This is a genomic window from Capnocytophaga sp. oral taxon 903 (assembly GCF_013394785.1).
Lineage (GTDB): Bacteria > Bacteroidota > Bacteroidia > Flavobacteriales > Flavobacteriaceae > Capnocytophaga > Capnocytophaga ochracea.
In genome coordinates, this window is the sequence record NZ_JABXYW010000002.1 from 701,646 (window position 1) to 720,167 (window position 18,522).

The 18,522-nt window shown below is 39.8% G+C and carries 20 protein-coding genes; 2 read left to right on the top strand and 18 right to left on the bottom strand.

The window, feature by feature from the left end; translation table 11 throughout:
* Positions 1–34: 34 nt before the first annotated feature.
* From HW279_RS02865 to HW279_RS02925, 13 genes are all read right to left on the bottom strand, one after another.
* Positions 35–565 carry a hypothetical protein gene (locus HW279_RS02865; RefSeq protein ID WP_178957889.1) on the bottom strand — a complete coding sequence of 177 codons (531 nt, stop codon included), beginning with the start codon at positions 563–565 and terminating at the stop codon, positions 35–37.
* 69 nt (positions 566–634) lie between these two features.
* Positions 635–988, bottom strand: a complete 354-nt coding sequence (locus tag HW279_RS02870; RefSeq protein WP_178957890.1) for an MmcQ/YjbR family DNA-binding protein — start codon at positions 986–988, stop codon at positions 635–637.
* Complete coding sequence (locus HW279_RS02875; RefSeq protein WP_178957891.1) at positions 985–1,890, bottom strand: hypothetical protein; 906 nt, start codon at positions 1,888–1,890, stop codon at positions 985–987. The genes HW279_RS02870 and HW279_RS02875 overlap by 4 nt, the downstream gene beginning before the upstream one ends.
* Positions 1,891–2,061: 171 nt before the next feature.
* Positions 2,062–2,523 (bottom strand): GNAT family N-acetyltransferase, encoded by a 462-nt coding sequence (locus HW279_RS02880; protein ID WP_178957892.1) that lies wholly within the window; start codon positions 2,521–2,523, stop codon positions 2,062–2,064.
* Positions 2,520–3,500, bottom strand: a complete 981-nt coding sequence (locus HW279_RS02885) for an HlyD family secretion protein (protein WP_048746859.1) — start codon at positions 3,498–3,500, stop codon at positions 2,520–2,522. Before HW279_RS02885 ends, HW279_RS02880 begins: the two co-directional genes overlap by 4 nt.
* A 78-nt stretch (positions 3,501–3,578) precedes the next feature.
* Positions 3,579–4,994, bottom strand: coding sequence for a TolC family protein (locus tag HW279_RS02890; protein ID WP_178957893.1), 1,416 nt, complete (start codon positions 4,992–4,994; stop codon positions 3,579–3,581).
* A gap of 110 nt (positions 4,995–5,104) precedes the next feature.
* A complete protein-coding gene (locus HW279_RS02895; protein WP_178957894.1) occupies positions 5,105–7,222 on the bottom strand; it encodes a heparinase II/III family protein in 2,118 nt (705 codons plus the stop codon).
* Between the two features lie 1,552 nt (positions 7,223–8,774).
* Positions 8,775–9,524 carry a uroporphyrinogen-III synthase gene (locus HW279_RS02900; RefSeq protein WP_009410955.1) on the bottom strand — a complete coding sequence of 250 codons (750 nt, stop codon included), beginning with the start codon at positions 9,522–9,524 and terminating at the stop codon, positions 8,775–8,777.
* Between the two features lie 33 nt (positions 9,525–9,557).
* A complete protein-coding gene (locus HW279_RS02905; protein WP_048746870.1) occupies positions 9,558–10,262 on the bottom strand; it encodes a DUF4271 domain-containing protein in 705 nt (234 codons plus the stop codon).
* Between the two features lie 13 nt (positions 10,263–10,275).
* Positions 10,276–10,656: a DUF4296 domain-containing protein gene (locus tag HW279_RS02910; protein WP_178957895.1), complete on the bottom strand. Its 381-nt coding sequence runs from the start codon at positions 10,654–10,656 to the stop codon at positions 10,276–10,278.
* 4 nt (positions 10,657–10,660) lie between these two features.
* Positions 10,661–11,998 (bottom strand): dihydroorotase, encoded by a 1,338-nt coding sequence (locus HW279_RS02915; RefSeq protein ID WP_178957896.1) that lies wholly within the window; start codon positions 11,996–11,998, stop codon positions 10,661–10,663.
* A gap of 5 nt (positions 11,999–12,003) precedes the next feature.
* Complete coding sequence (locus HW279_RS02920) at positions 12,004–12,546, bottom strand: GNAT family N-acetyltransferase (RefSeq protein WP_178957897.1); 543 nt, start codon at positions 12,544–12,546, stop codon at positions 12,004–12,006.
* A complete protein-coding gene (locus HW279_RS02925; RefSeq protein ID WP_178957898.1) occupies positions 12,546–12,836 on the bottom strand; it encodes a DUF721 domain-containing protein in 291 nt (96 codons plus the stop codon). Before HW279_RS02925 ends, HW279_RS02920 begins: the two co-directional genes overlap by 1 nt.
* 263 nt (positions 12,837–13,099) lie before the next feature.
* On the opposite strand from HW279_RS02925, the gene HW279_RS02930 reads away from it, so the two are divergent.
* Positions 13,100–13,891 carry a porin family protein gene (locus tag HW279_RS02930; RefSeq protein WP_178957899.1) on the top strand — a complete coding sequence of 264 codons (792 nt, stop codon included), beginning with the start codon at positions 13,100–13,102 and terminating at the stop codon, positions 13,889–13,891.
* Here the strand turns inward: HW279_RS02930 and HW279_RS02935 are convergent.
* From HW279_RS02935 to HW279_RS02950, 4 genes are read right to left on the bottom strand one after another with little or no spacing between them, the layout of a single operon-like run.
* Positions 13,868–14,632 (bottom strand): UDP-2,3-diacylglucosamine diphosphatase, encoded by a 765-nt coding sequence (locus HW279_RS02935; RefSeq protein WP_178957900.1) that lies wholly within the window; start codon positions 14,630–14,632, stop codon positions 13,868–13,870. The genes HW279_RS02930 and HW279_RS02935 overlap by 24 nt on opposite strands.
* Entirely contained in the window at positions 14,610–14,936 is a 327-nt protein-coding gene (locus tag HW279_RS02940; protein ID WP_255495761.1) for a Fic/DOC family N-terminal domain-containing protein, read from the bottom strand. The genes HW279_RS02935 and HW279_RS02940 overlap by 23 nt, the downstream gene beginning before the upstream one ends.
* A 2-nt stretch (positions 14,937–14,938) precedes the next feature.
* Positions 14,939–15,448, bottom strand: a complete 510-nt coding sequence (locus tag HW279_RS02945; protein WP_178957901.1) for a hypothetical protein — start codon at positions 15,446–15,448, stop codon at positions 14,939–14,941.
* 20 nt (positions 15,449–15,468) lie between these two features.
* Positions 15,469–15,921 carry a 6-pyruvoyl trahydropterin synthase family protein gene (locus HW279_RS02950; RefSeq protein ID WP_178957902.1) on the bottom strand — a complete coding sequence of 151 codons (453 nt, stop codon included), beginning with the start codon at positions 15,919–15,921 and terminating at the stop codon, positions 15,469–15,471.
* Positions 15,922–16,194: 273 nt separating this feature from the next.
* Here HW279_RS02950 and HW279_RS02955 point away from each other — a divergent pair, with 273 nt between their 5' ends.
* Complete coding sequence (locus tag HW279_RS02955; protein ID WP_178957903.1) at positions 16,195–17,118, top strand: alpha/beta hydrolase; 924 nt, start codon at positions 16,195–16,197, stop codon at positions 17,116–17,118.
* A 51-nt stretch (positions 17,119–17,169) separates the two neighbouring features.
* Here HW279_RS02955 and HW279_RS02960 read toward each other — a convergent pair whose 3' ends face one another.
* On the bottom strand, positions 17,170–18,510 hold the full coding sequence (locus HW279_RS02960) for a DUF4374 domain-containing protein (protein ID WP_178957904.1): 1,341 nt from the start codon (positions 18,508–18,510) through the stop codon (positions 17,170–17,172).
* Positions 18,511–18,522 lie beyond the last annotated feature (12 nt).

Here is an 18,522-nt window from a genome sequence, read left to right on the forward strand (position 1 = left end):
TAGGTTTATTCAGATATAATGAACAAAATTGAGGCTATTCTGAGGGTGATTTTGTTATTGTCTTCTTGTTTTTAACGAGTGTCGTAATTCCTAATACAAAAAATAATACCAAAGAAAGTACCACAAAGATACATTTCATAAGAGAAAAATAGGGCGCTAAGGTCTCTATCCATAAGTTTTCAGGATAGTGTGTGAGCATTGTAATGGTACTAAAATTTTCTAAATAATCAGAAATACCTCCTATTATTGGGAAGTATGATAAGAAAAGGAGCTTTCTTTGGTTGAGTTTTTCTAAAAAGAAATGTATCAGTTGATAGTAGGTAATAGCAAACAGACCGGGATATATCATATCCACAGGAATTTGTCGGTATAAATAGAAATGGCGACCTTCTTCACCTAAACGCCTAAATAGCTCTTGAATGTAAGCTGTGTCATAAAACGGAGGCACATCTAAAATATCCATTCCTCCAGCCATTACTTTAAGGGCTGGTATGGTTACTAACATCAAGTAGGCATATAGCGAAGTGGTAATGATAAAAAGTATCCAAAGTTTTTTCTTTTTCATTTCTAATTAATTTTTGTTGTTTTACTAAATTATCACGGATATTCCCAATCCTAAGAAAGATTACGGAGTTTACACCCCTAACGCTTCTCTTTCCTTCTTTGGTACTTTTGCAAGTACTTGGTCGTAAGAGTGCTGTACCATTTCTTTGATGAGGACTTCGGGAAGACTCTCTAAAAGGATGGTATTCCAATGTTTTTTATTCAGGTGATAGCCTGCTACAATCTTATCGGGGTACTGCTCGCGGAGCTCTACCGCATGCTCAGGTTCGCATTTGAGGCTAACACTCATAGGCACGCGGTTTAGGTTTATCAGTGCAAAGATACGATTTGCTATACGGAAGACCAAAAAGTCCTCCCCGAAAGGCATATCCTCAGTAGTGTGAGGTAAAGTTAAGCAAAAATCTCTAAAGGTTTCTATGTTCATTTCTTCCGAATGTTATATAATTCTCCGCCACTATCACTGTCTTTATAAATCAAGACCCTATCGCCCCAAAGGTCTTTTATTTGTATTATTTTCCGTGAGCTTTTGGTGTTCCATTTAAATTGGATTGAGTCATTGCCTATCTTAAAAGTATAGTATTTATAGCCGTAAGGATAAAACCAAAATGCAAAATGATTTCCTCCGCCCTGATTCCCCAAAACTACCTGATCAAATGAGTACAAATTATTGGTGATTTTATTATCTACTAAATTATAGCTTGGTGTTTGGGTATATTCTATTTCATAAAAAGTATTGTATTTATAATCTTCCGTAAAATATTCGCCTTTGCTTCCTATGCACACAATAGACGAGAAACCTACAGGAATTATTTTTTGTATTACACCTAATTGCTCGTCAATATATTGTCTGCCTATCTTTCTAATAGCTTCTAAATCATATTTTCCATTCTTATCTTTTGGAATAGAGTAGTTTTTAATAATACTATCGTGGCCTAAATACTGTAATTCCTTTACTTTTTCAGCTTTTGCCCAAGGATAAGTGTATTTATAGATAATATCCTTATATTTTTCATCTTCTTTCTTATCATAAAAAGTTTTATTTCCCTGAAAAACACCTTTAGCATTTATCTTTTGTTTGATTTTAAAGTTTTTATCAAGTAAAAACCAATCGTATTCTTTGTTTAAATATATAAAATCGTCAGTTGGGTCGTAGATAATCCTATCAGAGCTCATAACATCTTCTTCAGTAAGTAGTGTATCTACTATAAAAAGATTTTTGTCAAAGCCGTTAAACTCAGGAATCTCAGGGTGCTTGTCTTTCCCTGGTACTTCATAACCGCAACTGCTATATAAAAATAGTATTGCTAATAAAATTACTGTTTTCATATGTGAACTATTGTTTTATTCTGGTTATCTTTCGCTGAAAGCTTAAACAGATTTCCTCTATTGATGTCTATTTAGTTGTTAGGAATAGGCTAAAAGTTCTTATTATGATAGGCACGAACTAGAAGAATCGCACCAGTAGGGGATAAATCTATTAATGAGCCGATTGGCAAATTAGCTAATTGCCAAATTACTCTTCACCATCTTGTATTTTTTCCTTTCTCCTTCAACAGTGGCTACTACTTTAAAACCAAGTTTTGTATAAAGACCTTTAGCTATGGAGTTGTCATCAAATACATTTAGGCTAATAGAATGAACTCTTTTATCCTCAAAAAGCATTGCGATAAATAACTGCATTGCTGAGGTGCCTAATCCTTTTCCTGTAAGCGAAGGATTGATAATAAATCTACCAATATGTACGTTGCTCCCTTCTACTCTTATTTGCTGAATCATTCCTATAAAACTACCCTCTACCTCAATACGAAAACAGTGAGGCAAAGCATTGAGTGCTTCTATGGTAAGAGGATAAGGCAAAGTATCTCCCGCCCATTGTTGCAAGAAATAAGCATCTTTGCTATTTGTCCAGCGTATAATAGCTTGCTTATCTTTAGTTGATAATCCTTCAGTTATTCTCATTTTTCACTTACTAATACTGACATTCCGGGTCTTAAATCCTTTACTTTTTGGGTAGGGTAGGCTTTGATAGCGAAAGTTTTCTTGTCGAAGTCGCCTTTGCTTTTGGTAGCTGTCCAAGTGGCGAAATCGGCTTGTACGGCGATGTGTTTTACTTCCAACTCTATCTCCTGATTGCCGAGGGCGGGTACGATGCCTTTGAATTTAGTGCCTATCTTGAAATCTGCCATTTTATCTTCGCGTATGTTGAACACCACCCACTCGTCCTGAGTATCAATGAGGTTCATCACAGGGTAACCCGCATTCACGATTTCGCCTTCATTGGGGATAATGGTTTGTATCTCGGCATCGGCAGGGGCAAACACTTTAGCACCATCTTTATAGGCATTTACCTCAGTAATAACCCCTTGCGCTTGGGCTACAAGGGCTCGGGCAGCGGTTTTATCCTCTACACGAGCTCCGTTTTTCGCCATTTCGTATTGTGATTTGGCTGCTTCGGCTTGTTTTTGTAAGGCAACCATTTGGGTATAAGCCTCGTCTTTCTTTTGAGCAGGCAATACCTTTTCGTTATAGAGGTTGCTCACGCGCTGATAGGTTTTCTCAGCGAGCTGGGCAGCTGCTTGGGCTTGTTGCCATACATTGTAAGCCCCTTGAATTTGTTCGCTACGAGCACCGCGTTGTGCTTTGTCGGATTGAGCTTGTGCTGCCAAACGTGCTGCTTCGGCTTGAGAGAGTTTGGCATCGAGTTCAGTGCTTTCGAGTTCCAAAAGGAGGTCGCCTTTGTGCACTTGGTCGCCTTCCTGCTTGTAGATAGCTTTCACCCTACCAGGTACTTTTGGGGCAACGTTGATTTGTTTGGCTTCTACTTGTCCTTGCAAATATACAGGTTCGCGGTTACTAAAAAAGTAGATAGAAAGAATAAGAACTACTGCAAATACAGTGATTGTTACAATAAGACCGGTGATGTTTTTCTTTTTCATTGTTTATTTAGTTAAGAGTTTATGAGAGACACGAGCTACAAGCTCGCGCCAGCGTATGTTAAGAGCATTTGTGTCGCTCTACCTTGTTGTTTGTTCGCTGAATTTATCGCTCATTCCGCAGGTTTCGAGGAGCTGGGCGAGGGTTTTGTCCATTTCAAAAAGGGCTTGGTAGCGTTTGATTTTGATAGAAGCCAAATAAAGGTTGGCATCGGCTACATCGGTGGAGGTGGAGAGACCTTCGGCAAAAGCCTTGTCGCGGGCACGTACGAGCTCTTCGGCAAAACGCAAACTCTCTTCTAAGCTGAGGTATTGTTCGCGTTGCTTTTCAATCTCGGTGTACTGTTTTTTCACTAAGGTTTGTACGTCTTTTTCGGCTTGTGCAGTGATGAGCTCCACACTCTCACGCATTGCTTTGGCTTGGGCTATTTTGTTCTTGTCCTGCAAACCGTTGAAGAGATTCCACTGTAACCCTACGCCTACCACCCAGTTATCGGGTTCGGTTAAAGGCAGATTTTCGCTCCACAAGTACTTTTTGCCTACTACGGCTACATCGGGCAAATAAGCGGCTTGTTGCGCTTTTACGCTTTGGGTAGCCATTTGAGCTTTCAGTTTGGCTTGCACAATCATAGGGTAGTGCTCTTTGGCTTGCTGTTGGTAGTATTCGAGCGATTGGAGAGGTGCCACCTCAAAAAGTTCGGTGGTGAGGGCTGTGAGCGGTTGCTCGGTAGTGCCCATTACGCCATAGAGCGCTGTTTGCGCTAATTGTATGTCCTTTTCAGCAGCCATCACCTCACGCTCGGCATCGGTAACGGCTTTTTTAGCTTGCATTGTTTCTACGGAAGCTATCATTCCGTTCTTTTCGAGCTTTTGGGCATTCTCATAGTGATGTTGCGCTGTTTCAAACGACTGTTTTCTCACTTCCAACGCTTTTTGGGCTAACTGTACTTGAAAATAACGTTCCGCCAACTCACTGATGAGGGTATTTTCGGTTTTTTTGCTCTCTACGGTGGCTATTTCGGTGTTGAGCGCACTCACACGATTGCCTACGCGCACCTTTCCACCAGCAAATAGCACCCATTTGGCATCGGCGCTTACTTTCCAAATGTCTTGTTTCTGGAACTCATAACGCCAGTCTTGGGCAAAAAGCGGTTGCAACCTGCCAAGTAGGGGGGTGATTAGCGGACGCATAGAGGCAGGCACTTGGGTTGCGAATCCTTGTAAGCCACTTTGTAAGGGTGCTTTATACTCGTTAAAGCTCAACGAAAGCGGGTCGGCGAGGTGCATATAACTAGCGTTAAGACTCAATTGGGGCAGATAGAGCCCACGGAATGACTTGCGGTTATAATCGGCTGCTTCAGTTTGTTTTTCGATGCCTTTGAGTTTTTGGTTGCCTGAACGCATCTGGCTAAGCGCTTCATCAAACGATAGTGATTGCGCTCGTAATGAAGCTGTTATCCCTATAACGAAGAGGCATAGTAAAGTATATTTTTTCATAAAAGAAAACTTTTTATTTCTGCGGGGCAAAATTACGGCGTTTTTTCCAGATGAACGACTCGTTTGTTTGCAAAGTTTTTAAGATAGATTAAAAAATAAAGCCTCTTAATTTATTTCTTCTCTATTTGACAGCCGTATGACTTTGTTTTATCAAAGGTTAAAATATATCGTTTTCCTTGATAGGTGAATCTTACCCCTATTTGAGCTGTATTTTCAAAGGTTTCAGTTTTGGGCACATCAGAAAGAGCTGTATCGCCTACTTGGATAATATGCATAAACAAGTCTTCTTTAGAAGCTGTTTGTGGGCTCACTTCTATACGCCAATGTCCCAATTGTGGGTGATTGGCAGGAGGGAGGTTCATATTATACCCGTAATCTTGTGGAGTGAGTTTGGGTAGAGGCCAGTTGCGTCCGTCAGACCAGAAATCCTTTCCACTTCCTCCTATTTTAGTAAGTGTAGCATTGGCAGGGAATAAAGTACAGCAAATCATCTTGCCTCCGTCGGAGGTTTCCGAGAACTCTCTGCTACCTTTCATCACAGGTTCGTTGATGGTGTGTATCAGCCACGTTTTGGGATAATTTTTGTCGGTAGATGCTACCCTATCGAACACTACAAAAAGGTCGGGGTAGAAATATATAAATTCACGCACGACTAACGAGGCTTTTTGGCTGTTGTAGCTTTTAGTAGCATCGGAGGCGAGATATACATAATCGTCAGTGATACGCTTCTCTTTCAGCACAGAGCCTAATATGTTGTTTTGTCCGCCATCGTTGGGGATAGGTTCGAACTTGTTTTCGGTAGAAGCCCCTCCGCCCCAGTATTCGGGCATTTTTTCATTGGGCATTCTGATGGTTACGCAGTTATGGGCTACCGTACGGGCGTAGTAATGTGACAAATGCCAGCCAGGTTCGGGGCGGGTACCTGTATCTAACGCACGGTAACCTTTTTTGTAGATAGTGAAATGATTATTATCGAAGTGCTTGTGGTAAGAGGTTTTGCCTCCGCTCACAAAAAGAGCATAAGTGTCGTTTTCGCCCGTTCCTGAACGCATAATGACTTCTCCTGTCCCTTCGAAATACACGGCACCTTTACCCGAAGGTGTCGCTCCCTGAGTTCCTTGAGGATATTTTTGTAAGAACGGCATAAAGGGTAGTCGTTCTGTATAATGTTTCTTATTGAATAAGCCTAACAGGCGTTGTATATTGGTAGAACTTCCATAAAGAGAGGCTATCTCTCTCAGGTGATAATTGATGTCTCTTTCGGGGAGCAAGCAATCGTAGTGATAACTGTCGCCAAAGCCAAACTCGCGATTGTTTGGTAAGCGATTCCAATCGATATAGTCCAAATATTTGAATACGTAGTTGAGCCTTTGAGAGAGGTCTACGCCTGTGGCTGCGCGATGACTGCGAATGAAATTGAAATCGGCGATAGGATAAGCACCTAACGAATAGCCTACACACCCTGTGACAGCCCCTCCGCTCATACCGATAATATCACGACGATATTCTGCCATTTTCATATTCAGGGCAAATCCTTTTTGAAACATATCTTCACAGCGTGCGTTATCAATACCGTCGTTGTGAAAAGTGATACCTATATACCACGGTAGGGCGTCTGTGCCATAAAACCCTGTATTGTATCCCCCTGTATTCTCCCGATTGCGCTCTGGGCGTAATCCTTTTCCGTGCCAAGCAATATCCATCATTACCTGATAAAGAGGTTTGCCTATTTGCTCGCGTTCTTTGGGGGTTAAGTAGTTGTAAATCCAATCATAAGCACATAATGCATTGATTTGAGGAAACACATACCAATCAGCATTCAAGTTGTGACTTACCCGAAGGCGGTAATATTCAGTGATTTTTTGTAAGAATTTTTTGGTATAGTCGAGATATTTTGCTTCACCCGTTATCAAATATAATATGGCGACTTGCGATACTTTGGAGATTTTCAAACCGTTATCAGTACCATTCACCGCGGTAGGATTTTCAAAAGAGATAGGTTCATTTAAGAGCTTATCCACATCTCTTTTAGTTTCGGTATACGTATCCAGAGCCGAGCTTTGGGCAGCGTTTTTGATATTCGGAATATCTTCTTTAGTAATAAAAAGGCGTGGGTGTTCGGTGCGAACAGTGCCTGTTATCTCTTGCTCATCAGGGTCTGTATCTTTACGACACGATAGCATCGCTATTAACAGAGTCCATAGCATCATAAATACTGCTTTTTTCATAAGTAAAGAATGTTTTAGTTTATTTAATTGTTCTTGTTGCTTTGCTATATTTAAGGTGAGTTCGACGTAAGAAAAGTGTAGCTTGCGCTACAGAAATCTTACAAATATTTACAAATCAAACAAATGGGCAACAAGTTGCCTTTAGACACATACTCTGCTATGCCAGCTCGCAGACTACACACAGATTACACGGGTTTGACTCGGATATTGTTTATAAAATGGAATGTGATTTGTTTCAACGATGCAAAGTTACGATGAAAAAATGAGATAAGCAACTGTAGCAAGACAGGTGCGAGCCGCACAGGCAGTGTGAGCCACACGGGCAGATTAATTAGTAAATTAGAAAATGAGAGAATTAGCAAATGGGGAGGGTTGAGGAGTTCGGAAGAAAACGGAGATTTCCAAAAGGAGGTTGAAGGGAGTTTTGATGAAAAAAGGGTGTAAGGAGGGTGGGGTTAGCTTATAGAGAGCTTATAGGAAGCTTATACGAATCTTGGACGATTGGTATAGAAAGGGTATATAAGTGATTGACTTATAACACGATATAACAGTGCTAAAAATGTTAAAATCGGGGTTTCGAGGCGAAGGAAAGAGAAAGTAATAAAGCTCTCACCTGCCCTCTATTTAAGAAAAGAGATATAGAGAGGTAAAGGTTGGGGCGGAAAAATATAAAAGTACGAAAAACTTTTTTTAAAATCAATATTGACTGGTGTTTATTATTTTTATATCTTTGTACCTTATTAAGGTTATACTTTGTATTTTTTAAAGGCTTAAGATATGAAAGGAAGAATTATTATAATCTTTATCTTAGTTTGCATTGCGTTGTTTTTCTATGTAAATTTCTTTTATGCTATAAAAGTTCCTTATTTTAGCTATGAGGCGATGTCGAAAACATTTTCTGTGCTGATCTTCTCTTTTGTGGGGATGTTTGTCTACTTTTGGTTTCAAAAAAAAGATTCTGAACATTCTTGAGAGTCCTCTTCCGCTACGCTCTCAAAAAGGATTGATAATAAAAGTTATATTGACGTCGGTTAGACATAAAGTAGCAGGGGAGGTGAGAGGCTAATCATCGGAAATCAAGGCTACGAATTACGAAATGACTTTTTAAGACTTCGCTTGAAGATTAAAATTGGGGTAAAGTTTGAGACATTATCAGAATGAGAGACACAAAGGAAGAAAAAAAGCGCCTAATATATGGTATTGCTTCAACGTATTTTGTGATTATATATAATATTATAAGTGTAAACAAATTGAAATAGAGATATGAAGACAAGTGTTATTTTATTTATAGCAGGTGTTGTGCTTATTGTTTTAGGAGCTCTTGCTAAGATATTGCATTGGGAAGTGCCTATTAGCGGTTCTTTATTTATAGCATTAGGTTTTATACTGGAAATTATAGCTTTATGCTCACTTTTAGCGAGAAGCAGGAGAAGCAGATAGTCTTTCTTGATAGTTAGAGATTTTCTTTATAAAAGGAAGTAAAAAAGCACCAAAGGTAAGGGAGAATAGTTCTTCCTTACCTTTGGTGCTTATAGAAAACGGATTTTAGATTCTATTTTTTGCTATTTTGCTTGCCTAAATAATGGTCGAGTGCTACGGTCATTGAGGGGCTCTCAGGTGAGGGAGCTTTAATATCAATGATAAGACCGGCTTCTTCGGCAGCTTTTAGGGTCGCATCGCCATAGACGGCTATTTTGGTTTTCTTCTGTGAGAAATCGGGGAAACTTTTAAACAGCGCCTCTATTCCTGCGGGCGAAAAGAAAGTAAGAATGTCGTACTTATTTTCTTTAATGGCTGAAATATCGCAATATACAGTGCGATAGAACACTACGCGTTCCCATTTTATCTTGATATCGTTTAAAGCTGCGGTAGCCTCTGGCTTAGGGGCATCGGAACCTGGGAAGAGAAATTTCTCTTCTTTGTATTTTTTGAGGATAGGCAAAAGGTCAGCAAACTCTTTTTTACCTACGTATATTTTGCGTTTGCGATAGGTAATATACTTCTGCAAATAGTAAGCGATGGCTTCGGACTGACAGAAATACTTCATAGTTGTAGGCACCTTAAAGCGCATTTCTTCAGCAATACGAAAATAGTGGTCTACCGATTTACGGCTAGTGAGGATAACGGCTGTAAAATTAGTAAGGTCAATCTTCTGCATTCTGACGTCCTTAGCGGTCATTCCTTCGACCTTAATAAAGGGCACAAAATCCACTTTTACCTTGTGGTTTTCAATAATTTGTGCATAAGGTGAGCTTTCGGCTTTCGGTTCTGGTTGCGAAACTAATATCGATTTTACCTTCATAAATGTTATTTCTTTACACCTCCTAACGCCCTATTATGAAACAAATTGAGCCATTTTCTGTACTTCAATTAAGTATTTTGTTCCATAGATGAGAAAGATATAGGGTGCGATTTCGAGGGTGCAAAGATACAAAATAAAATAGAATAAATAAGGTTTTATTTCTTTTTGATTGTTTTTTATGATTTTAATCCAACCTAATACATTGATTGCTAACAATATGGATACTAACACAAAAAGTAATAAAAATAGCTGTTTTTTATTGGTAAAAGGGATATAAACTCCCAAAAAGAGGAGTATAACCATTACAATTGCGGCATAAGATGAATAAGAAACTCTGGTGAAGATGTAATCTCTTGCGAAATCATAAAGGTCGAACAGGCTACTAATCCATTGTTGTAAGAGGAGTTTTGTGATTAACAGTGAGAAGACTACAAGCACCAATTCCAGAAACATAAACTGAGAGTTGTAAAGTTCTGTGATGCCAAAATTCTTTAGCATAACATAGAAAAGAAGAGCTAAACACACACATTGCAGGAGAAAAAGCACTGTCATAAAGAGGTGCAATCGGCGTTCCTTTTTGCCGTAAATTACAATATATTTATTGTTAAACAGTAAGTTTTGATAATCGGCAAAGTGTTTAGGGTAGAATATACGCAGGAAAGCCACCAACCCAAAGATGAGAAGGAAGGCAGGAAATATCCACGAAAGATAAGACTGATGTAGTTCTAAGGCTTCCAAATACTGTATTTTATTATGGTTCGACTGTTGCTGGGTTCTCTTTTAGAGATTCTGAGGGTAGCTTTCCAATGCTATCGCGTTGTTTTTTGAGTTTTTCTTCTACCTTTTTCACTATACGGTCATAGTCTTTAGGCAGGGAGGCGTAATAGACCATATTTTGTGCGAGCGAAAGGCTATCGAGTTGATATTTCTTGTAGATGAACTGTTGCGAATTGAATTGTAAAGAATCTAGCATTTGGGCTTGTGAAACTTTCATAGATTCTAAAACAGCCAAATCGTAGAGCAGACTTTCCATTTGCTTTTCGTCTAAAAACTTATCGGGTTTGGGTACGATGTTCTTTTTGCAAGCTACTATAATGAGTAGCAAAGCGAATATATAAATGATTTTTCTCATAGTCTTATCTGTTAAAAGTGATGCGTTGCCCCTGAGGCTCTGCAATTACCTTGCCATTGTGGTACACCTCTTTGCCATTTACGAAGGTACTCACTACAGCCGAGTGAAATTGTTGCCCTTCGAGCGGACTCCATCCACACTTGTAGAGCAGGTTGTTTTTTTGTACCGTCCACTGTGTATCCATATCCACCAAAACAAGGTCGGCGTAATACCCTTCGCGTAAGAAACCGCGTTCTTTTACCTGAAAAAGGATTGCGGGATTATGACACATTTTCTCTACTATCTTTTTGATAGAAATAGTACCTTTATAAGCTTTTTCGAGCATTGCCACGAGCGAGTGTTGCACCAAAGGCGCACCTGAAGAAATATTTACATAGCCCTTGCGCTGTTTTTCTTCGAGGGTATGAGGTGCGTGGTCGGTAGCAATCACATCGAGACGGTCGTCTAAAAGGGCTTGCCACAGCGCAGTACGGTCATCGGCAGTTTTTACAGCAGGATTCCATTTAATGAAAGCCCCGCGAGTAGTATAGTCTTCATCAGTAAACCACAAGTGATGCACACATACCTCAGCAGTGATTTTCTTTTCCTTTAGCGGAATATCATTACGAAAGAGTTCGGTTTCTTTAGCCGTAGAGAGGTGGAACACGTGTAGGCGTGCGCCCGTTTTTTCAGCTAAAGCAATGGCACGTAAAGAGGACAGATAGCAAGCCTCAGCACTCCGAATATGAGGGTGCATCGCAATAGGGATATTCTCGCCATACAAGCCTTGATAGTGGGCTAAGTTCTTTCGGATAGTTGCTTCATCTTCGCAATGGGCAGCAATTACTAAATCGACATTATTGAAAATAGCTTCTATGGTTTTCTCGTTGTCTACAAGCATATTCCCCGTAGAAGAGCCTAAGAAAAGTTTCACCCCTGCACAAGCATTTTTATCTAAGCGTTTCAATTCTTCGAGGTTATCGTTTGTTCCTCCCAAGAAGAAAGAATAGTTTGCAAACGACGACTGTTTGGCAATGGCAAATTTCTCTTCCAAAAGCGGAATAGTTACGGTTTGGGGTACCGTGTTAGGTTGCTCAAAAAAGGTAGTTACGCCCCCTGCTATCGCAGCACGGCTTTCGGTAGCGATAGTAGCTTTATGAGTAAGCCCAGGTTCGCGGAAATGCACTTGATCGTCAATCACCCCAGGAAGGAGGTATTTGCCTTCGGCTTCCACCACCTCATAATTCCCTTTGGGAGTGATGTGAGTACCTATTTGGGCAATGCGCTCTCCCTCAATCAGGAGGTCGCCTTGAAAGAGGGTATTTTCGTTTACGATGATTGCGTTTTTGATGAGGGTTTTCATTTCAATTATTCATTGTACACAAGATGTTTATACATTCCGCCAGCGAGGGCTTGGTGGTTTACATACGTAAATCCTAAACGGGTGTAAAGGCGTTCGGCAGCGGGGTTTTGTACATCTACGAGTAAGCCTATGGGCTGAGTAGTGACCTTTTTGAGATGGGCTACCAATTGTGAGCCTATGCCCTTGCCTTGAGCAGAGGGCAATACGCTAAGGGTATCTATATAAAGTTCACCTTCGGCGGTCTCGTCCTCTAAAACAATATCAATACCATAGCTACTGCGAATGAGTGCTAGCACAGGGGCACGCAAGGTGTGCAAGTGAGCACCATCATAGGCAATAACTGACCCTATTACAGTGTTGTTTTCCTCGTATACCCAAGTATTCTGGTAGGAATACTGATTGCCTTCCTGCTTAAAGAGATTCTGGAGTAGTGCAATGGCATCATCTCTATGTTCTTTGCCAATCATCTTATAGACGATTTCTTCCATTGCCTGAAACATCAGAGGAGCGACAGCAGAGGCATCGGTAGGGGTTGCGGGTCGTATCATCAGTTTAAAAATATCAGTTTTTGAATGAGAGGTTCCCCTAAACGTTCGTTGAGGTTATCAATAATCTTACTCTTGCCATAACTCAGTTCGTTACTAAGTGCAGGCGAGGTAAGGTGGATGTATAACGTACTGCCTTTTAGCTCTACTGAGGAGGTATACTTAGCGATTGCTTTGCCCATCAGTTCATTCCACAGTTCTGGTAACGAGGCTTTCTGTAGTCCGTACGTTAAATGATTTTGTTTGACAATTTGCTGAATGACCTCTGAAAGAGTATTTGTATTTCCGTCCATAAATGCAAAGATACAAAATAATTGCGAATGACGAGTTACAAATGACGATTTTTTATTTTTCTCTTCTCATAGGACATTTAAAGTTCTAACTTTTTCAATTTCTCCCTTCTTCTAAATATTAGAATATCTCTCTGATGTTTAATTTTATATTACATTAAAAAACAATAAATTATATTCCCAAAAGAAAAAAAACATCACTGAAATTTGCTCAGTAACATTATTCTTTGTAATTATGCATTAAAATTATAAAAACACCAACAAAAATGAAAAAAATAATAATAATTTTTACTATCACTTTAGCAGTGATATCTACTACTTACGCACAAGAAGTAGTAACAGAAACAACAGAAGAGGTGACCGCCAGCAGCACACAAGAACCTATTGTAGTACAAGAAAAAAATCCTCTCTCTAAACGCCTCTTTTTTGGTTTTAGAGGTGGCTTAAATGTATCGACTCTTTCTTTTTCAGAAGTGTATGGCGCTGTAAAGAATGATCAAAATACTTTTTCTCGCTATAATGCTGATCTAGGAATGGGTAGCAAAGCAGGGTTTCATATAGGAGTTTTGGCAGAATATAAAGTAAGTGATAAACTCTTTTTAGAAGGAGGAATTGCTTACTCTAAACAAGGTGCCAAGTGGAAGAAAATAACTATGACTTTTATCGGGACACCTCCGACTATTAACGGAATACAATTGCCTTATAGCATATCTGGAGACGTTAAAGATGCTTCTTTTATTCTTCACCAAATAAATATTCCTTTATGGTTAAAATATGATATCTCATATTTTCGCCCTAAAGTAGGTTTAAATTTTGGTTATGTTGCAAGTATCGCAAGCAAAATTTCTCAAAACAATCTCTCTATGGCAATGTCAGAGGATTTAGATAACACTTTTGACTTTGGAATGGGCTTTGGAATGGAATATAATGTGCCTTCTGGTATCTTCTTTGATATAAACTATATTATAGGGCTTTCAAACCTCAGCGATGCTGATAGCGTTACGCAAGTTAAGTTTAAAAACCGCGTCTTACAATTAGGTGTAGGATATAAGTTTTAATTCCTCACCATCGAAAACGGCATAAGTAAAGTAGTGTATCCAGTCGCCGGTGTTGATATAAGTGCTACCCTCCCCTACTTTGATAGTCATTGGTAGGTGGCGGTGACCAAAAAGGAAATAGTCGTAATGTTGCGTCTCAAGTTTGCGTTTGCAATACTGTACCAACCATTCGTTGTCTTCACCCAAGAAACGCACATCTTCATCACCTGAGATGAGCTTGTTTTTCACTGAGAGGTATTGCGCCAATCGCACACCTATATCGGGGTGTAACCAGCGGAAGAGCCACTTACAAAACGGATTGGTAAAGACTTTCTTCATCCGCTTGTAGCCTTTATCACCGGGACCTAAACCATCGCCGTGTCCTATCAAGAAGCGTTTACCATTACATTCCACTTCTAGCGGGCGACGGTATACAGGGATTCCTAATTCTGTTTCAAAATAATCGTTCATCCACAAATCGTGGTTGCCTACGAAAAAGTAGATAGGGATACCACTATCTCGCAGTTCAGCGAGCTTGCCAAGAGTGCGCACAAAGCCTTTGGGGACGACCATTTTGTACTCAAACCAAAAGTCGAAAAGGTCGCCTAAAAGGAATATTGCCCCTGCATCGGCTTTGATAGTATCAAGCCATTGCACAAACTTTGCTTCTCGAGGTTTGCTTTCGGCAGCAGTGGGAGCTCCGAGGTGATTATCGGAAGCGAAGTATATCTTTTTATTTTCAGCTAATTCTATGGATAACATTATTTTTTAAGTTATCATTGATACAAAAATGTCTTTTCGTTTCAATGAGCAATTTGATATGGAAAAAAACAGCGTTTTTTTTCCACGTTATACCATACGTGGCAAGAAATGGCGTTTTTTCCACGTTATACTTTTTCTCTTTTAAGGAAAGGGTATTGATAAGAATTTGCTCATTAGGTATCGTTTTTACTACCCCTTTCAGTTCAGCTAAATGCCTATGTGAGAGCGTGAGCTGTTTGAGTATCTCACGGGTCTCAATTTCTGGTGGAGGTGGTAATAAGGGTAATGTAAAATCTGTTTTCATTATCAAACATTCATCAGTTCAGTGAGGTCTTTTTGTAAAAACTCGGTATCGACATAAACTTCCTTGAGGTTTTGTGGATTGTAATACACATTGATATAGCCTTGCACGTTGAGCTTTACTTGTGCCACACTAGCATCTATATCGGCAACAGTAGTTTGATATACTTTTACAGGAGTGCTACTTTTGTCGTAACATCTTATATAACTGAGTTTCATTTTTTCTTCTCCTAACTGTAATTTATTAAATAACATTGCTTCTGTAAAAAGCATTGTTTCCTCAAAATCGCTTTTCATACGATTGTTTTCTACCGTATGTAAATCGAAGGTAGTATTTTCATTCATCACATCGCAATGGTCAGCATCAATACACACCTTTTGCCAATTGTTACGAATATAGTCCGGAGTATTCTTCTTTAACGAATTTTGTGCAAACGAATTGTGTAAACGCTTTATGATGTTCCTTTTGTAAAACAAAAGGATAATGAGTACTATAATTAATAGAATAAGCCCCATAATATATTGTTTTTATGTTATTAATACGCCGTATTATCTGAGGCGAACCATTCGGCATAGGAGCTTTCGGTTTCGCATAGGCGTACTGAAAAGAGCTCGACTCCGGCGGGTAGTTGGTAGGCGATGCGTCGGGCAAAGTCGGTTACGAGGTTCTCACTGGTGGGCTGATAGGGCACGGTGATGATGCGATGACCTTTGGCGCGCAGTTCTTCGGCTAATGCCTTGTGAGGAGAATGTTCGTTGAAGACCATAGCGTGGTCGAACGCTTCGATGATTTGCTCCTGCACGATGCGTTTGAGGTCGCCGAAATCTATTACCATACCGTTTTTGACGTTATGGGGGTCGGTAATAGGTTCGCCTATGACAGTTACGTAGAGCTTATAGCTGTGTCCGTGCAGGTTTTTGCATTTGCCATCGTAGCCGTAGAGCGCGTGTCCTGCTTCAAAATCGAATTTTTTAGTAATGCGAATCATAGTTTAGACATTAGGGTATAGGAATTAAAGTGCAAAGGTATGAAATAATTAGGAAATTAGAAAATTTGGAAATGAGAGAATGGGGTACTGGCTACAAGAAAAGCACCAACGGAGGGAGTTCTGAAGAGAGGAAAAATAAAAGAGATAATGGTGAGATATGTGGTTAACAACTTTGGTAAAGTAGGGAATAAAGGCTTTGAGAAATTGGTAATTTGAGAAATTATCAGTATTTTTGCACCTATTAAAATCACATTTATTAAATGTCAATAAGTAATGAGAAGGGTATTTTTGTTTTGGCTATTAGCTTCCTCTTTTGTTCAAGGGCAGACTTCCATTTGTATAGGTGAACAATTATCGGTTTCTTCTAAAGTGTTAGGTGAAACGCGTACTATAAGTGTGTATTTGCCGGATTCGTATTACGACTCTACTTTAAAAAAGACAAACTATCCTGTGGTGTATCTGCTTGATGCAGAAACAAACTTCAACTATTTTACTACTTTGATGGGGAAATTGGCTCAGGGAATCCCTAATGTACCTGAAATGATTGTCATTGGAATTGAAAACACACAGCGCGAAAGGGATTTTGGGAGCGATAGTGACCGTTTTTGGCAGTTTGTGGCTGATGAGCTTATTCCTTTGGTTAAAAAGCAATACAGATGTAGTGATTTTCGCATTTTAGTAGGTCACTCATTAAGTGGTTTGGCGGTGGTTTCTGCTCTTAACAAACATACAGAGCTATTTAATGCTTATATTGCACACGACCCAAGTTTGTGGTGGGGAGAAAACGATGGAGAGCGGTTGTTCGAAGCGAATAAAGGAAAGGATTTTAAACATCGGATTTTTTATTTATCGTATTCGGGGAAGAAGGTGCGCAACAATGGACGCAGTAGGCATCGGGAGGCGATAGAGGCGGTGCAGGCAATGGCGACAAAGGGAGCTTTTAAGAATTTGGAGACTTATTTTGTTGAATACCCCAACGAGAATCACGGCACAATACAAGTGGTAGGAAATATGGATTTGATGCGGAGGCTTTTTGCAGAGATGTTCATCGACCGCAATGATATTGAGGAGAATCCAGCAGTTATCCAGCAGCGGTATGAGGCGCTTTCTAAAAGGTTACATTATAAGTTTGTGCCGAGTGAGAAGTATTTGAGAAATACCGAGAAATGGCTGAAGAAAGTAAAAAGTGAAAAGTAAAAATAGAAAAGGTGCTTAGAGAGATTGTTTTCCAAGCACCTTTTCGTTTTGTTATTTAAAGCGACCGATAGCGTTGATAAAAGAAGCTCCTTTTACAGTGAGACCTTTGGTGGCAACATTGGTAGCAGGATCAATTACATAGATAGCAGGGTCACTGTTTTTTACATTTACTGGTAGATAGACTTTACCATTATAGACAGCAAGCTCTACGGGGTTTGACGTCATATTGGCAAAATCAGAGAGAGCTGGCAGTCCGGTTACCCAGTTGAAGGATTTAGCTTCCATATCTACAATAGCAAAGCGGTTTACATCTACTCCATTGAGGGCAGCTTTTGAAGCATCATTAAAGAACTCAAGCAAGAACTTATTACCGGTGATATGCCATACACGACGGAAGATTCCGTTACCGGATACTGCTGAAATATCAAAGAAATAAGAGCTATCAAAGTCGGTAACACCTTGTTTGATACGCAAAGCACCTGCAGGTTTTGTTGAAGCAACATCGGGGGTTTGAGGAGCTTTTACTTTAGGAGGATTCTTAGCAATTGCTCCTGAGAATACATATACATCGCCATTATCGGCTTTACCCATTTCTAACAAATATTGAGATTTGAAACGACCTGCGCTATAGCTGAGCTTATCGCTTTTATAGCTACGTTTGAGGTTCAAATCTTTGTCGAGTACTCCTACATACACTACATCGGGATTGTGGATTTTACCAGTGCTTGAACCTTGAGCTACTTGCACATCTTTGTAATCAGAAACTATCATACCGCTGAAGAACTCACCGTTACCATTGTCTAAGATACCAGCAAACGACACAATTTCTTGAGTAGAAGAGGAGGTGTTCATCTCAGGAAGGAGATTTGCTGTATGGATAGTTTTGGTAAAAGCTTTGGTATAATTGTTGGCATTGCGGAAGTTGAAGGTTGCGCCGTCCTTTTTGCCTTCGTATTCTTGTCCGCCTACTACAGTTATCCAATAATCACTGAAGAAACCGAAAGTGGTGGCACGTTCGGCTACGTCAAAATCAGTAAGATGTTTTACACCTTGAGCTGTTTTTTCGTAAGAAATACCGATACCAGCTCCTTTAAAGCCATAGGATAGACCTACTGCTGTGTTCTTGTTGAACTGCCAGAAATAGCCATTAGCTTCTTTGAATTGTTCTTGGTTAGCAGAAAGAGGGAGTTCACCATTTTCTACGTTTTTAGCGACCAATAGATAACGAGTTTTATTTTGATCACCTCCAGCATCGATGAAGAAGTTAGCTCCCTCTGCAGAAGGAGGAGGAACTGGAGTATTATCGTCTTTTTTGCAAGACGTAAGGGCTACGAAGCTAACTAATGAGCCTACAAGTAGCGTTTTTTTGAATGTTTGAAAATTGATATACATATATATTTAGAA

Bases quoted from the DNA above. Each gene is read 5' to 3' on its own strand.
- HW279_RS02865 (WP_178957889.1), bottom strand. From the start codon at position 565: ATGAAAAAGAAAAAACTTTGGATACTTTTTATCATTACCACTTCGCTA.
- HW279_RS02870 (WP_178957890.1), bottom strand. From the start codon at position 988: ATGAACATAGAAACCTTTAGAGATTTTTGCTTAACTTTACCTCACACT.
- HW279_RS02875 (WP_178957891.1), bottom strand. From the start codon at position 1,890: ATGAAAACAGTAATTTTATTAGCAATACTATTTTTATATAGCAGTTGC.
- HW279_RS02880 (WP_178957892.1), bottom strand. From the start codon at position 2,523: ATGAGAATAACTGAAGGATTATCAACTAAAGATAAGCAAGCTATTATA.
- HW279_RS02885 (WP_048746859.1), bottom strand. From the start codon at position 3,500: ATGAAAAAGAAAAACATCACCGGTCTTATTGTAACAATCACTGTATTT.
- HW279_RS02890 (WP_178957893.1), bottom strand. From the start codon at position 4,994: ATGAAAAAATATACTTTACTATGCCTCTTCGTTATAGGGATAACAGCT.
- HW279_RS02895 (WP_178957894.1), bottom strand. From the start codon at position 7,222: ATGAAAAAAGCAGTATTTATGATGCTATGGACTCTGTTAATAGCGATG.
- HW279_RS02900 (WP_009410955.1), bottom strand. From the start codon at position 9,524: ATGAAGGTAAAATCGATATTAGTTTCGCAACCAGAACCGAAAGCCGAA.
- HW279_RS02910 (WP_178957895.1), bottom strand. From the start codon at position 10,656: ATGAGAAAAATCATTTATATATTCGCTTTGCTACTCATTATAGTAGCT.
- HW279_RS02915 (WP_178957896.1), bottom strand. From the start codon at position 11,998: ATGAAAACCCTCATCAAAAACGCAATCATCGTAAACGAAAATACCCTC.
- HW279_RS02920 (WP_178957897.1), bottom strand. From the start codon at position 12,546: ATGATACGACCCGCAACCCCTACCGATGCCTCTGCTGTCGCTCCTCTG.
- HW279_RS02925 (WP_178957898.1), bottom strand. From the start codon at position 12,836: ATGGACGGAAATACAAATACTCTTTCAGAGGTCATTCAGCAAATTGTC.
- HW279_RS02930 (WP_178957899.1), top strand. From the start codon at position 13,100: ATGAAAAAAATAATAATAATTTTTACTATCACTTTAGCAGTGATATCT.
- HW279_RS02935 (WP_178957900.1), bottom strand. From the start codon at position 14,632: ATGTTATCCATAGAATTAGCTGAAAATAAAAAGATATACTTCGCTTCC.
- HW279_RS02940 (WP_255495761.1), bottom strand. From the start codon at position 14,936: ATGAAAACAGATTTTACATTACCCTTATTACCACCTCCACCAGAAATT.
- HW279_RS02945 (WP_178957901.1), bottom strand. From the start codon at position 15,448: ATGGGGCTTATTCTATTAATTATAGTACTCATTATCCTTTTGTTTTAC.
- HW279_RS02950 (WP_178957902.1), bottom strand. From the start codon at position 15,921: ATGATTCGCATTACTAAAAAATTCGATTTTGAAGCAGGACACGCGCTC.
- HW279_RS02955 (WP_178957903.1), top strand. From the start codon at position 16,195: ATGAGAAGGGTATTTTTGTTTTGGCTATTAGCTTCCTCTTTTGTTCAA.
- HW279_RS02960 (WP_178957904.1), bottom strand. From the start codon at position 18,510: ATGTATATCAATTTTCAAACATTCAAAAAAACGCTACTTGTAGGCTCA.